This is a genomic window from Mycobacterium sp. P4_H6, assembly GCF_056400845.1.
This window is the reverse complement of record NZ_JBFUKN010000126.1, coordinates 1-13824: the sequence shown is the minus strand read 5'-3', so window position 1 is coordinate 13824 and position 13824 is coordinate 1. Positions and strand designations below refer to the sequence as shown.

The window sequence follows — 13824 nt, the reverse complement described above, 5'->3', positions numbered from 1 at the left end:
CTCGGGGGACGACGCCACCGCGATGACGCGAGCGCCGAGCGCGGTGGCCAGCGCCACCGCGGCCAGCCCGACGCCCCCACCGGCCCCGAGAATTACGATGTCGTCACCGGCGGTGACCCGCGCCGTCGAACGCAGTGCGTGATACGCGGTGCGGAACGCCACTCCAGAGGCCGCGGCGGTGTGGTCGTCGATACCGTCGGGGATCGGCGCCAAGCCACCGGTCCCGAGGCAGACCTGTTCGGCGAAGGCGCCGACCATGCCGGTTCCGGTGACCCGGTCGCCGACCGCGAAATCGCCGGTATGGCCCGATATTTCGGTGATGACACCGGCGAACTCGCTGCCCGGTACGAACGGCGGTGGCACCTTGACCTGATAGGTGCCGGCGATCAGCAGCACATCGGGGAAGTTCACCGCCGCCGAGGCGACCTGCACCCGCACCTCACCGTCGGCGAGCTGGGGGGACGGTGACTCCTCGACCCGCACCACCTCCGGCGGCCCATATGCCGGGCAGATCGCGGCCCTCACCGGTAATCGCTGGATTCGGCGAGTTCGGCGGCCGAGCGCATCAGATCGGTGACGACCGGACCGAAGGCCAGCAGCTTCTCGTCATCGCCCGCGCGCTGGAAACCCTGTTCCAGCACGATGGCCAGCTTCCACTTGGCCAGCACCAGGTAGTAGTCCAGGTCGTCGACCTGACGGCCGGACACCTCGGCGTAGCGTGCCACCACCTGATCGCGGGTCGGTGCGCCGCGCATGTCGACGTAGCCCATCGCGGCGGTGTCGTGCTCGTCGGCCGGCCAACTCTGCACCATCCAGCCGAGGTCGAGCTTGGGGTCGCCGACGGTGCCCATTTCCCAGTCGACGATCGCGGCCAGCTGGGCGGGTGCGCCGTGGCGGTACATGACGTTGGCGAACTGGTAGTCGCCGTGCATCAGGCCGGGGATGAAGTCGAGCGGCTTACGCGCCTGCAGCCACGCCGTGGCGACGTCGAGCCCCGGCAGGTCGCGTTGTTTGATGCGCTCCAGGAAGCCGATCCAGCGGGCGACCTGGCGTTCGTGGAAGCCGTCGGGCCGGCCCAGGTCCTGCAGTCCCTTGGCCTTCCAATCCACTTTGGAGAGCAGCGCGATGCCCTCGGCCAGTTGATAACTCAGTTCCGGTCGGATGCTGAGATCGCTGTCGAACGGCTCGGGCCAGCGGGCGTGCTGGTCCATCGGGGACCAGCCGTCGACGAAGCCCATCAGATAGAACGGCCGGCCGAGCACGCTCGGGTCGTCGCAGACGCCGACGGCCTTGGTGTGCGGCACGTCGGTCCCGTCGAGTGCCTCGATGATGCGCCACTCGCGCAGGATGCCCTTGTCACGGTCCGCGGGCGCGCCGGGCGGTGGCATCCGGATGACGCACCGCTCGTCGCCGCGGGTCAGCTCATAGATGACGTTCTGCGTGCCGCCGGACAGGAAGCGCGCGTCCAGCGGGGCTCCCTTGCCGGGCAGCCCGGCGTCATCCATCCAATCGGCAAGGCGGGCAACATCGATGGCCGCAGCGTTCACAGGTTGCCCACCTCGGCTTCCAGATGTTCGGCGAACCGGGCCCGCGCGGCGTCCCGTTTACCGGGTATCCATTCGGTGGGCCACAGTCCGTCGGTGCCGGTGTAGTCGCGCAGTACCTGCTTGGCGACGGTGGTCTTGTGCACCTCGGTGGGACCGTCGGCCAGGCCCATCACCGCGGCCCCGGTGACCATCCCGAGGAACGGCATCTCGTTGGTGACGCCGAGCGCGCCGTGTATCTGCATTGCCCGCCAGGCGATGTCGTGCAACACGGTGGGCATGACCACCTTGACCGCGGCGATGTCCTTGCGGACCTTCTTGTAGTCGTTGTACTTGTCGATCTCCCATGCGGTGAACAGCACCATCAGCCGGAACTGTTTGAGCTGGGCGTAGGAGTCGGCGATGTAGCCCTGCACGGCCTGTTTGTCGGCGAGCAGGCTGCCGGCGGTGTGCCGCGACAGCACCCGCTCGCACATCATGTCCAGCGCCTTCTGCGCCAGCCCGATGGTGCGCATCGCGTGGTGGATGCGGCCGCCGCCGAGACGGGTCTGGGCGATGACGAACGCCTGGCCCTCCCCGCCGAGCAACGCGGAATCCGGTACCCGGACGTTGTCGTAGTGGATCAGTGCGTGAGAACCTTCGCCGTCGGCCTCCCCGTACAGACCCGAGTTGCGCACGATCGTGACACCGGGTGTGTCGGTGGGCACCAGGAACATCGACATGCCCTGGTAGGGGCTGACATCCGGGTTCGTCACCACCATCACGATCAGGAACGACGCGGTCGAGGCGTTGGACGAGAAGAACTTGTGGCCATTGATCACCCAGTCATCTCCGTCGCGCACCGCGGCGGTCTTGAACTGGGTGGGATCGGCGCCGCCCTGCGGCTCGGTCATCGAGTAGCAGGAGAACACCTCGCCTTCCAGTAGCGGCCGCAGGTAGCGGTCCTTCTGGTCGGGCGTGCCGTAGTGGGCGATGATCTCGGCGTTACCGGTGTCGGGGGCCTGGCAGCCGAACACGATCGGCGCCCATTGCGAGCGGCCGAGGATCTCGTTGAGCAGTGCCAGTTTCAGCTGACCGTAGCCCTGACCGGCGAGATCGGGTCCGAGATGGGTGGCCCACAACCCTTTCCGGCGAACCTGCTCCTTGAGCGGGTCCACCACCGCGCGGCGGGCGTCGTTGAGCGGGGTGAACTGCAGATGTGGCCAGATGAGATCGAGCGGTTCGACTTCATCGCGGACGAAGCGGTCCGCCCAATCGAGGAGTTCCTGGAACTCCGGGTCGGTTTCGAAATCCCATGCCATCATGGTCTCCTTTGACTGGTGGTGCCTGCGATCAGGGTGGCGATATCGGTGCCGACGACGTCGGCGAACGAACGGTCGCCGAACGAGCCTGCGGCCCAATGCCGGGCGCCCTCACTGACCAGCATCATGGCCAGGTAGGCCAGATGGCCGGTGTCGGTGCCCTCGGGCAGCTTCCCGTCGGCGAGCGCGCGGTCGAACAGTGCGGTGAACATGCCGCCGTCCAGATCCGGGGCCTCGGCGGTGTCCAGGATCCGGTGCTCGTGGCGATACCCCTCCAGGATGGTCTCGATGACCAGTTCCCGGGGATTGCGCGCCATCGAGCGCTCCAGGTCGGTCAGCGCCGCCGCGATGACCGACTGCACCTCGTAGTCGCCGTCGAGCAGGGCGGCGACGGTGCGTTGCGCGGACCGGGTGGACATCACGCCGACCTCGAAGAGCACATCCTCCTTGCGGGGGAAGTAGAAGTAGAACAACGCCTTCGAGACTCCGGCGGCGGCGCAGATCTGAGCCACCGTGGTGCCGGCGTAGCCGTTGGTGCGCCACAGCGCCATCGCGGCCTGGACCAGCATGCGCTTGGTCTCGCGCGAGTTGGACCGTTGAAACGTCGCCCTGCGCTGACCGCGGTCAGCTTCCGCGCCGCGCGAACTGTCGGGCATTGACGCACCGTACCGCGTCGAGCCGCAGCTGACCAGTGTCTAACTAAGCGAGCTGGCAGACTGGTGGGATGGCGTTGAGGGTGGCGGGGCTGGCCTTCGGGGTGCTGGCGCTGGTTGCCGGTGGCTTACAACTGTGGGCATTCGGCGCAGCGGGCGGCGCGCGCCATCTCATCCTGGGCGTGTTCGCCGGCTCCGTCGGAGCCTGCGTGATCGGTGCGGCGTGGCGCCGCGGTCGGCACTGACTACAGCGGCCGCGGGCCGGCCCGCCGTGTGAGGTAATCGATCTGGCGGTGCATCGCGATGAGGGCGAAGAACGGCAGGATCATGAACGGCACGTTCTCGGCGATGAACTTGAACCAGAGCCCGAACGCGCCCTGGCCGATATCACCGAATCCGGCCCGCACCTCGGCCAGGAAGTACACGCCGGTGCTGCTGATCAGCATGGCGCAGCCGGTGAAGGCCAGCCACAGACTCTTGATTCGCGACTCGACCGGAAGATCGGTGCGCATCAGGCGGATCCAGACGATGAAGAGCATGGTGCCGGTGATGACGCCGACGAGTTCCAGGCCGAAGATCCAGGCGTTGCCACTCGTGTACCGGGTGTCGGCGAGCCCGTACTGCCACCACAGCCACTTCCAGCCCGGGTCGGTGGTCGGAGACCACCAGTTCATCGGATGGCCGATGAGAAAGATGGTCTCGTAGCCGAGTTGGCTGCCCGCCGTGTAGGGCAGGTAGATCATCGTCAGCTCGGAGGCCCGCTCCAGCCGCGACCGTTGCTCCCCGCGTCCGGTCCAGAAATACACCAGCGGCAGCACGATCACCGGCAGACCGAACGCCAGGTTGGCGATCACGTCGACGGTGAAGGTGGGCGGCAGCAGTCCGGTGCCGACGCCCACCACCGCGGTGGTGAATGCGATGCCGGTGATGGCGGTGAGCGCAAGATAGGCCTTGCGGCGGTGCGGCGCCCACGGACGGGCCAGGTTCGGCTCGCTGCCTGCCGTGGCGTGCAGTTCGACGTCCGATGTCATCTCGCGATCCCGTCCTTGCCGAATCCTTCGTCTCAGCGGAGGATAGGCCTCCGGTGCGAAGGTGTTGAGCGAACGCTCAACATTTCGAGAATCTCGTTCTCTCCCGCCATGGGTTGAGCGGGTCGATTAGGCGTTTGCCCTCGTTGACGACGAAGCGGCGCTATGGAAATGTAATACTCATAGATGAGAGCCACATTCTCATGGTGACGGGTACTGCCTGCCAGGAACGGAGTAACGCATATGGCGATCGATCCCGCCGGCATCGACTGGTTCAAGGACCCGCGGCTGGTCGCCGACCCCTACCCGTACTTCAACGCGTTGCGTGACAAGTGCCCGGTCCAGCCCGAGGACATCTACGGCGTGACCATGGTGACCGGTTGGGAAGAGGCGGTATCGGTCTACAACGACGCGGAGACCTTCTCGTCCTGCACCTCGGTGACCGGTCCGTTCCCCGGCTTTCCGGTGCCGCTGGAGGGCCGCGACGACGTCGCCGAGCTGATCGAAAAGCACCGCGACGAGCTGCCGTTCAGCGATCAGTTGCCGACGCTGGATCCACCGGTGCACACCAACCATCGATCCCTGATGATGCGGCTGATCACCCCGAAGCGCCTCAAGGAGAACGAGGACGCGATGTGGCAGCTCGCCGACGGGGTGCTCGACGAGTTCCTGGCGCCCGGTGAGGGTGAGTTCATCAAGGGCTTCGCCAGCCCGTTCACGCTGCTCGTCATCGCCGACCTGCTGGGCATTCCGCCCGAGGACCGCAACGCCTTCGTCGACGGCATCTCGCAGAACTCCGGTGGGGGCGTCGGCAGCACCAGCAGTGAATCGCTGTCACACAGCCCGCTGGAGTTCCTCTATGCGCAGTTCGAGGCCTATATCGAGGATCGGCGGGTCAACCCGCGCGAGGACATCATGACCGGGATGGCCACCGCGCTGTTCCCCGACGGCAGCACGCCGACCCCCGGCGACGTCGCCCGCGTCGCCACCAACGTCTTCTCCGCGGGCCAGGAGACCACGGTCCGACTGCTGGGCACCGCACTGAAGGTGCTCGGTGACCGTCCCGACATCCAGAAGCAGGTGCGCGAGGATCGCAGTCTGATATCCAACTTCATCGAGGAAGCGCTGCGCCACGAAAGCCCGGTCAAGGGTGACTTCCGGCTGTCGCGCACCCCGGTCACCGTGGGGGAGAAGGAACTTCCCTCGGGCACCACCGTCATGGTGGTCAACGCCGGGGCCAATCGCGATCCGCGCCGCTTCGAGGATCCCGACGAGTTCGACCCGGCGCGCAAGAATGCCCGCCAGCACCTGGCCTTCGGTCGCGGCATCCACAGCTGCCCGGGTGCACCGCTGGCCCGCGCCGAGACCCGGGTGGGCCTGGAGCGGCTGCTCGACCGCACCAGCGACATCCGCATCTCCGCGGAGAAGCACGGTCCGGCGGGCAATCGCGACTACAACTACATCCCGACGTTCATCCTGCGGGGTCTGACCCATCTGCACCTGGAGTTCGACGTCAAATGAAGGTCGGCGTCGATGAGGACCGATGCGCCGGCCACGGGATGTGCCTGACACTGTGCCCCGAGGTGTTCGACCTGTCCGATGACGGATGGGCGGTGGCTGCTCCCGGTGAGGTTCCGGCCGAACACGAGGCCGCCGTGCAGGAGGCCATCCAGTGTTGTCCCGAGAACGCGATCCACGAGATCTGAATTTCAATCCGCTTCACCGACAAGGAGATTCCAAACTGTGGCCAAGGGTTATGTGATCATCACCGAGGACATCAAGGACCCGGCGGGGATGGCCGAGTACGGCAAGCTCGCCAGCCAGACGATGAGCACCGCGAAGGTGCTCGCCTTCAGCCCCGCGGTCGAGTCGCTGGAGGGGGAGTGGCACGGCACCCAGACCGTGCTGCTGGAATTCGAATCGGTCGAGGCGGCCAAGGAGTGGTACTACTCCGACGCCTACCAGGAGGCCGCGAAACTGCGCCAGGCCGCGGCCGAGTGCAACGGAGTGATCATCGCCGGCTTCTGATTTTCCGCGCGAGCAGACACAAATGGCCTTAAAAGTTGACACTTTTGGGGCCATTTGCGTCTGCTCATGAAGTTATCCCCAGGCTTGACGGTCCGGCGCTGTGCAGCGGGTGCATTCTGAGCAACCATCCACGGTATGTCGTGGCGGGACGCCTTCTCGGATAGTGGAGTYGCAAGCAGTCAACAACTGCTCACGCTGATCTCTCGTGGCCAGTTGCGGACGCTGATCCGCAACGGCGAGCTTATTCGAGTGCAACACGGCATCTATGCAGCCGCGGCACCCGATCACTCCACCCGGTTGGCGGCGATGGATCTGCGAACCGGCGAGCGCACGGTCGCGTGTATGAATACCGCCGCCGCGCTCTACGGATTCGACATTGACCAGGACGGCCTGCTACACATCCTCGACCCAGGCGTCCGGATCCGACCGACTGCGGACGTGATGGTGCACCAACGGTTGGGTGCGCCGCTTCGAGTCGTTGACGACCGTCTTGCCACCGCGCCAGCCTGGACCGCGGTTGAGCTGGCCCGTACCGTGCGACGGTCACGTGCTCTTGCCGTACTCGATGCTGCGCTGCGGAGCGGGTTTTGCACGCCGGCCGAACTGGAGTCGGCCGTGGCAGAGCAGAAAGGAAGACGGGGCATCGTCAAGGTGCGGAACTTGTTGGTACACGCCGATGCCCGCGCGGAATCACCGATGGAGAGCGAAGCCCGCTTGGTCTTCATCGACGGGGGATTACCGCTGCCGGAATTGCAGTTCGAGATCGTCGACTGCCGCGGCAGACTGTGGCGGGTGGACTTTGCGTGGCCCGATTTCGGGGTGGTGGCTGAGTACGAAAGCATGGAATGGCATGCCACGCCCGAAGCGCTGAAACACGACCGTATGAAAGTTGCGTCGCTGCAGGAAGTCGGATGGACTTCCGTGCCGCTGGTGGTCGACGATGTGCGTCGGCACCCGCTGGATCTGGTCGCGCGGATGTGGACGATGTTCGAGCGGGCCGACCTGGCTGGCTGAGCAGTCACAAAAGGTCGCGAAATGAGGCAGTTTCACGACCTTTTGCGTCTGCTCGCGCAGGGACGGGGTGTCAGTGCGGGACGAGCGGGCCGACCGGCTTGGTGGTGGTCGCGTGCACCAGCAGTTCGGCGAGCTCGCAGGGGCGGCTCAGAAACGGTGAGTGCGAACTGTCGATCGCCAGCTGCTGCACGCCGAGGCGGCGGGCGACGGTATCGGCGAGCCAGCGCGGCATCGACCGATCCTGTTCGCAGACGATGAAACTGCGCGGCAGGTCGGCCGCCCAGAACTGTGGGACCGACACCGGCGTCACCGTGGTGTCGCCGAAGCGCTCCGGGCCGAGCCGGTTGAACGCCCAGCGCGCGGTCTGCTCATCGCAGTCGTGGTAGAAGTACTTGCGCGCGCCGTCGAAGTCGGCGAACGTCATCGCGCCGTCCTCGTCGAAGCTGAGGTAGCTCAACATCTCTCCGACATCGGCGTCGAAACCGTCGCCGAGTTCCTGCTCGTCATCGCGCATCGCCATGGCCTCGGGGTAGGTGCGCCCCTCGCGGGGTAGCGCGGCTGCCAGATAGACCATGTGGCGCACCAGATCAGGCGCGGCATCGGCGGCCAGGGTGATGTCGAACCCGCCACCGGAATGGCCGACCAGGATATCCCCGGGCTGCAGCGCCGACAGGATCGCATCACGGCGGTTGGTCAGTGTGGATTCCTGATCGACCAGGACGCCATGTCCCGGCAGATCGACAGCGACTCCTGCGTAACCGATCCGGCTCAACGCCTCGATGGTCCGGTCCCAGCACCACGCAGCATGAAAACCGCCGTGTACGAACAGGAACCGCATCCGGCTACTCTACGATGGAGATCGCCTGCCGGGGGCACTGTCGCACGGATTCGCGCACCTGCGCCTCGTTGTCGGGGGTGACTTCCTCGGTGAGCACGTGCAGGTAGTCGTCATCGTCGAGGTCGAACACCTCCGGGATGATGCCCATGCAGACGCCGTTRCTCTCGCACAGCCCGAAATCAACTTCTATTCTGCTCATTGCAGCCGCCGCACCGGCACGTGCGAGTACCCGGCCACGTTCTGCATGTGGACCCGCTGCAGCCCATCCCATTTCACCTCGTAGTGAGGCATGAAATCGAGCAGCCTTTCCAGGGCGATGACGCTCTCCATCCGCGCCAGCGCCGCACCCAGGCAGCTGTGGATGCCGTAGCCGAGTCCCAGGTTCTGCGCCTCGGTGCGGTCGCGTTCGATGTCGAACTTGTCGGCATCGGTGAACGCGTCGGTGTCCCGGTTGGCCGCGGCGCTGAGCAGGAAGACCGCCTTGCCCGCCGGGATCACGCCGCTGGGCACCCGCGCTTCCTTGAGCGTGTAGCGCACGTTGTACTGCACGGGTCCCTCGAAGCGCAGCAGTTCCTCCACCGCCGCGGGCACCAGATCCCGGTTGTCCAGCAGCTTCTGCCACTGCTCGGGGTTACGCGCGAACAGCACCATCGCGGTGCCGATCAGCTTGGTCACGGTCTCTGCGCCGGCCCCGCCGAGCAGGGTCGCGAAACCGGTGATCTCGATGTCGTCGAGCTTGTCGAGTCGGCCGTCCTCCCGCGGGATCTCGGCGGCGATGAGCCGGCTGATCATGTCATCGGTCGGGTTCTCCCGACGCTTCTGCACCAGCGAGTAGTAGTAGATCGCGGTGTCCATGTTGGCCTGCATGCCGGCCTCGGAGGTGCCGATCTGACCGGGCTCGCGCGACAGGCTGGTGTCGATCCAGTGCCGCACCATCTGGCGGTAGTCCGGTTCGACACCGGCCATCCGGGTGATCACCTCGACCGGGAACGGGCCGGAGAAGTCCTGCACGATGTCGAAATCATCGGAGCTGATCAGACTCAGGTAATGGTCGATCTGCTCGACGATGGTGTCCCTCTGGGCCTGCACGGCCCGCGGCGTGAAAGCCTTGTTGAGCAGGGACCGCATGTGCCGGTGATCGGGCGGGTCCATGAAGATGATCGATTTCTGCGGCGGTTCGTCGGCCTGCACCATCGCCAGATCGCAACCACGCGATGAGGAGAACGCCTCATGGTCCTTGAGCGCGGCGGAGACGTCCTCGTGCCGGGTCAGGGCATAGAAATCCCGGTCGGGACAGTAGTAGAGCGGCGCTTCGGTGCGCATCCGCCGATAGATCTCGAAGGGGTTGTTGAAGTACTCGTCAGAGAACGGGTCGAACACGAGTTCCGCGGTGGTCATTCTGAGGTCCTCCTCCAGGGTGGCACTGTCACCCGAAGCGTTACGGAAGGCTGTGAAACTGTAACGCTAACAGTAGTCTTGTCGGGAAGTTTGTGAAACAGTCAATTTCGGGCGCACTCAACGCCCCAGTCCAGCGTCGACGACGGCGTTCAGCGCGCCCAGATCGGTGCCGAGTTCGGCGACCGTCTGCCTGATCACCGCGACGTCCTTGCCGATGAATTCGCCGACGGCGGAGACGAAGGCGGCGGTCGAGCCGGCACGCGCCACATTGTCCAGCGCCCGGCTGGCACCGCTGCCGTGCGGCAGCGCCGCCAGCAGTGCGGTTTCGTCCACCCCGAGGTGGCCCGCCAGCTGGGCCGCTTCGGTCAGCAGACCGATCTGAGCGGCGAACAGGGTGTTGTTGATCAGCTTGACCTTCTGGCCCGTACCGAGCGCCCCGACGTGCAGAACCGGGCTGCCGTAGGCGGCCAGCACCGGCTGCGCCCGCTGCACCGCATCATCGGTTCCGCCGACGAACAGGGTGACCTGACCGGCGGCGATATCGTGCGGGCCGCCGCTGACCGGGGCATCGACGACGTCGATGTGCGGTGCCAGGTCCCGCAGGTGCTCGACGGTGCGGGGGCTGCCGGTGGTGTGCACGATCAATACGGCACCGGCCGGCACCGCCGCCAGCAGCGCGGGGTCGGCGACCGCGCGTACCTGCTCGTCGGTGAACAGGCAGATCACCACCGCCTCGGCGCGCTCGATGACCGCGGCGATATCGGCGACCGGGGTGGCGCCGAGTTCGGCGATGGCCCGGCGTTTGTCCTCGGTGCGACCGAGCGCGCGCACCTCGTGGCCCGCCTCGGCGAGCCGGCGGACCATCGGGGAGCCCATCCGGCCCGCGCCGATGAATCCGACGCGCACGCACGCGCCCATCAGCGCGGGTGGTCCATGAGCTGCAGCGCGGCGTCGGCGGCGTCGAACACCGCGCCCTCGGGGGCCGATGCCTTGTCCGCGAGCGTCGCGGCGTGCCGGCAATCCTTCTGCAGCAACGCACCGGCGATCGGGGCGAGATTGTCCAGGCTGCCGCCGAAGGCGGCGATGCTGCTCAGCGCCTTGCTGGTGGCCGACCCGCGGGTGACCACCTCGCACAGGCGTTCTCGCGGCACCCCCAGGGACTCGCCGAGCGCCAGCGCGCTCATCGCCGCGCCTAGGTTGGCGGTGAACAACAGATTGTTCAGGATCTTGGCGACCTGCCCGCTGCCCAGCGGGCCCAGATGCACGATGGGATCGGCGTAGGTGGCGATCACCGGACGTACCTTTTCCACGTCGGCTTCCTCGCCGCCGATCATCACCAGCAGAGTGCCGGCCTCGACGGCGGGGCCGCCACCGCTGACCGGCGCGTCGATCACCGAAACGCCCTTGGCGGCGGCCAGTTCCGCGATCTCGGAGCAGGTGTCGGGGTGCACGGTGCTGTGGATGGCGATGATGCCGCCGGGCGCCAGCCCGGCCAGCACACCGTTCTCGCCGGAGATCACCTCGCGAACATCGTCGTCGCCGACGACGCACAGGCACACCAGATCGCTTGCGACGCCCAGTTCGGCGGGGGTGCCGGCCGTTTTCGCCGCAGTGTCCGCGTAGGGCTCCAGCGATGTGGCGCGACGAGCCCACAGTGTCAGTTCGAAGCCGCCTTCGACGATGCGGCGGGCCATTGGCCCACCCTGACTACCCAGTCCGATGAATCCGACACGCATCAACCAGCCTCCGCTTCTCTCGCGCCACCGGCACCGGCGGCGATACATTCTTCGACAAATGACAACACCCGAAGGTGGTAGGTCTGCGCCGACAGTCCGACGCTGAGATTGTGTCCACTGTCCGGCATCTCGTTGACCGCCACCCGCGGCGCAGCACCGAACAGGCCTGCGATTTCGGTCAGCGCCGATGCCGAGGTGTCCCAGACGCGTTCGTGGTCGGCCGCGCTGTACTGGACGGGCACCCGCACCGCGGCGGCCAACTCCGGAAAGTCCCGGCGCGACCAGCTGGCGGTCACCGGGCCCTCGTAGGCGACGCCCGGCGCGGACAGCGCGCCGGTCAGCACCTCGCCCGGATACAGTTCGGCGGGTTCCCACAACAGTTCCCGTAGCCCCACCGGTCGGCGGGTCAACGTCGCCTGGCTCAGGATCTCCTTGGCTTCGGGACGGTAATGCAGACCGGTCCCGGCGAGTTCGACTCCGAGTACGCCGGCATCGGCGACAGTCATCCGCAGTGCCAGCTCACATCCCAGTGAATGCGCGAAGACGAAGACGCCCGCGCCGCGCGGACCGTCGGCCAGGATCTTGTCCACCGCACCGGAGGCGAGCGCCACCCGGGCGGCCGGCTCGGCCATGGTGTCCTGATACAGCGACGAGGCGCCGTAGCCCGGCCGGTCCAGCGCCATCACGGTGAAACCCTGTGCCGCCGCGGTCCTTATCAGCGAAAGGTCGGGCCGGCCCGGGCAGTCGAAGTACGCCGACGACGTCGCGCCGCCGTGGATGGCGACGATCACCGCACGCGGCTGCGGGACGGCGGCGACCAGGGCGGACATCGGTACGGCGCCGACCATCACCACCCGGGGCCGTGGCTGAATCATTGCTCGGCTCCCGCTCGCTTCGGTCCTCGCTCGTACCTCGCTGCGATCGTCACTCCCGCTCGCCTTCGCAACTAGTCATCGGTCCGCAGCAGCAACACACCACTGGGGGTCAGGCCGCCGCTACTGGCCACCGCCACCTTCGCACCGGCGACCTGCCGGTCTCCGGCGTCACCGCGCAGCTGGGTGACCGCCTCATGGATGAGGCCCATCCCGTGCGTACGGCCGTGGGAGAGTTGGCCGCCGTGCGTGTTCAGCGGGATGACGCCGTCGCGGGCGATGGCATGGCCACCGTCCAGGAAGTCCTTGGCCTCACCGATACCGCAGAAGCCGAGCGCCTCCAACCAGGACAGGCAGTTGAAGCTGAACCCGTCGTACAGTTCGGCGACGTCGACATCGCTGGGCCGCAACGATGTTCGCGACCACAGATGCGCGGACTGGCCGAGTACCTGCGGCTCATGGGTCAGCGTGGTCTGATCCCAGTCCAGGCGCTCGATGATCTGGGTGCCGACGGCCTCGACCCGGATCGGTTTCTGGGGCAGGTCGCGCGCGACGTCGACGGCAGAGACGATGACGGCAACGGCACCGTCGCATGGCACATCGCAGTCGTACAGCCCGAACGGGGTGGTGATCATGCGCGCGGACAGATAGTCGTCCATCGTCATCGGGTCGCGGTAGATGGCCGTCGGGTTGAGCGCGGCGTTGGCGCGCTGATTCAGCGCGATCCAGCCGAGCGTCTCGCGGGTGGTGCCGTACCGGTGGAAGTGCCGGGAGGCGTTCTGCGCCAGCGTGTGCGCCGCCGAGATACCGCCGAAGGGTTGTTGCCAGCCGCTGGCGCGGGCGCCGCCCGGCGGGGACATCTTGCCCTCCTTCATCAACTGCTGGAAGGTGGCCTCCCACAACGTGCGGAAGCACAGCACGTGACGCGCCATCCCGGTGGCGACGGCCATCATCGCGGCGATGACCGATCCGCCGGGGCCGAACGTGTCCATGCCACCGTTGATCCAGGTCGGCCGCAGACCGAGCGCACCCTCGAGCGCGCTGACACCGCCTTCGCCCATCCCCGCGATGTCCAGGCCCGGATACGTGGACAGGCCGTCGATGTCGTCGAAGGTCAGACCGGCGTCGGCGACCGCTGCCTCGCACGCCTCGATGGTCAGTGACAGCGGCGCCGCCATCAGCCGCCGCCCCAGTCGGGAAGCGCCGATGCCGGTGATGGCCGCCTTGTCCTCGAACTTCTCGCTTGTCAGCATCGGCCGGACATGCTTGGCGAAATCCGTTGGGGGAATGAGGTCATCGGGCAGCGCGGTCGGGGCGTCGGGATCTGCGGCCGGTGTGAACACCGGCAGCCAGACATCGTCTACGTGCTGGAAGGCCACCTCGACGGGCTGGCCGATCTCCAGGTCCTCGGC

The 13824-nt window shown here is 66.8% G+C and carries 17 protein-coding genes; 5 read left to right on the top strand and 12 right to left on the bottom strand.

What is annotated here, in order from left to right; all coding sequences use genetic code 11:
* The 4 genes from AC1DTF_RS30370 to AC1DTF_RS30355 form a co-directional block, all read right to left on the bottom strand.
* A partial coding sequence (locus AC1DTF_RS30370) for an alcohol dehydrogenase catalytic domain-containing protein (protein WP_477476738.1) occupies positions 1 to 525 on the bottom strand: 525 nt, incomplete at its 3' end.
* Positions 522 to 1505, bottom strand: a complete 984-nt coding sequence (locus tag AC1DTF_RS30365) for a phosphotransferase family protein (protein WP_477476740.1) — start codon at positions 1503 to 1505, stop codon at positions 522 to 524. The genes AC1DTF_RS30370 and AC1DTF_RS30365, both read right to left, overlap by 4 nt.
* Positions 1506 to 1543: 38 nt before the next feature.
* Entirely contained in the window at positions 1544 to 2845 is a 1302-nt protein-coding gene (locus tag AC1DTF_RS30360; RefSeq protein WP_477476739.1) for an acyl-CoA dehydrogenase family protein, read from the bottom strand.
* A complete protein-coding gene (locus AC1DTF_RS30355; protein WP_477476737.1) occupies positions 2845 to 3501 on the bottom strand; it encodes a TetR/AcrR family transcriptional regulator in 657 nt (218 codons plus the stop codon). The genes AC1DTF_RS30360 and AC1DTF_RS30355 overlap by 1 nt, the downstream gene beginning before the upstream one ends.
* Before the next feature lie 68 nt (positions 3502 to 3569).
* Here AC1DTF_RS30355 and AC1DTF_RS30350 point away from each other — a divergent pair, with 68 nt between their 5' ends.
* On the top strand, positions 3570 to 3743 hold the full coding sequence (locus AC1DTF_RS30350) for a hypothetical protein (RefSeq protein WP_200962237.1): 174 nt from the start codon (positions 3570 to 3572) through the stop codon (positions 3741 to 3743).
* Here AC1DTF_RS30350 and AC1DTF_RS30345 read toward each other — a convergent pair whose 3' ends face one another.
* Positions 3744 to 4529 carry an emopamil-binding protein gene (locus AC1DTF_RS30345; RefSeq protein WP_057169418.1) on the bottom strand — a complete coding sequence of 262 codons (786 nt, stop codon included), beginning with the start codon at positions 4527 to 4529 and terminating at the stop codon, positions 3744 to 3746.
* A gap of 240 nt (positions 4530 to 4769) precedes the next feature.
* On the opposite strand from AC1DTF_RS30345, the gene AC1DTF_RS30340 reads away from it, so the two are divergent.
* From AC1DTF_RS30340 to AC1DTF_RS30325, 4 genes are all read left to right on the top strand, one after another.
* On the top strand, positions 4770 to 6047 hold the full coding sequence (locus tag AC1DTF_RS30340; RefSeq protein WP_477476736.1) for a cytochrome P450: 1278 nt from the start codon (positions 4770 to 4772) through the stop codon (positions 6045 to 6047).
* A complete protein-coding gene (locus AC1DTF_RS30335; RefSeq protein ID WP_057169420.1) occupies positions 6044 to 6232 on the top strand; it encodes a ferredoxin in 189 nt (62 codons plus the stop codon). The genes AC1DTF_RS30340 and AC1DTF_RS30335 overlap by 4 nt, the downstream gene beginning before the upstream one ends.
* Before the next feature lie 37 nt (positions 6233 to 6269).
* Positions 6270 to 6554 (top strand): DUF1330 domain-containing protein, encoded by a 285-nt coding sequence (locus AC1DTF_RS30330; RefSeq protein ID WP_477476735.1) that lies wholly within the window; start codon positions 6270 to 6272, stop codon positions 6552 to 6554.
* 135 nt (positions 6555 to 6689) lie between these two features.
* Positions 6690 to 7568 (top strand): type IV toxin-antitoxin system AbiEi family antitoxin domain-containing protein, encoded by an 879-nt coding sequence (locus tag AC1DTF_RS30325; protein ID WP_057169422.1) that lies wholly within the window; start codon positions 6690 to 6692, stop codon positions 7566 to 7568.
* Positions 7569 to 7638: 70 nt separating this feature from the next.
* On the opposite strand, the gene AC1DTF_RS30320 is transcribed toward AC1DTF_RS30325, so the two are convergent.
* From AC1DTF_RS30320 to AC1DTF_RS30290, 7 genes are all read right to left on the bottom strand, one after another.
* The gene (locus AC1DTF_RS30320; RefSeq protein ID WP_477476734.1) at positions 7639 to 8406 is read right to left on the bottom strand and encodes an alpha/beta fold hydrolase; all 768 of its coding nucleotides are present in this window, start codon (positions 8404 to 8406) and stop codon (positions 7639 to 7641) included.
* Positions 8407 to 8410: 4 nt separating this feature from the next.
* Complete coding sequence (locus AC1DTF_RS30315) at positions 8411 to 8605, bottom strand: ferredoxin (RefSeq protein WP_477476733.1); 195 nt, start codon at positions 8603 to 8605, stop codon at positions 8411 to 8413.
* Complete coding sequence (locus tag AC1DTF_RS30310; RefSeq protein WP_477476732.1) at positions 8602 to 9804, bottom strand: cytochrome P450; 1203 nt, start codon at positions 9802 to 9804, stop codon at positions 8602 to 8604. The genes AC1DTF_RS30315 and AC1DTF_RS30310 overlap by 4 nt, the downstream gene beginning before the upstream one ends.
* 117 nt (positions 9805 to 9921) lie before the next feature.
* Complete coding sequence (locus AC1DTF_RS30305) at positions 9922 to 10710, bottom strand: NAD(P)-dependent oxidoreductase (protein WP_477476731.1); 789 nt, start codon at positions 10708 to 10710, stop codon at positions 9922 to 9924.
* Between the two features lie 11 nt (positions 10711 to 10721).
* On the bottom strand, positions 10722 to 11540 hold the full coding sequence (locus tag AC1DTF_RS30300) for an NAD(P)-dependent oxidoreductase (protein ID WP_477476730.1): 819 nt from the start codon (positions 11538 to 11540) through the stop codon (positions 10722 to 10724).
* Positions 11540 to 12415 (bottom strand): alpha/beta hydrolase, encoded by an 876-nt coding sequence (locus tag AC1DTF_RS30295; RefSeq protein WP_477476729.1) that lies wholly within the window; start codon positions 12413 to 12415, stop codon positions 11540 to 11542. Before AC1DTF_RS30295 ends, AC1DTF_RS30300 begins: the two co-directional genes overlap by 1 nt.
* Positions 12416 to 12486: 71 nt before the next feature.
* The coding region (locus AC1DTF_RS30290; protein WP_477476728.1) for a thiolase family protein at positions 12487 to 13824 on the bottom strand (1338 nt) is incomplete at its 5' end.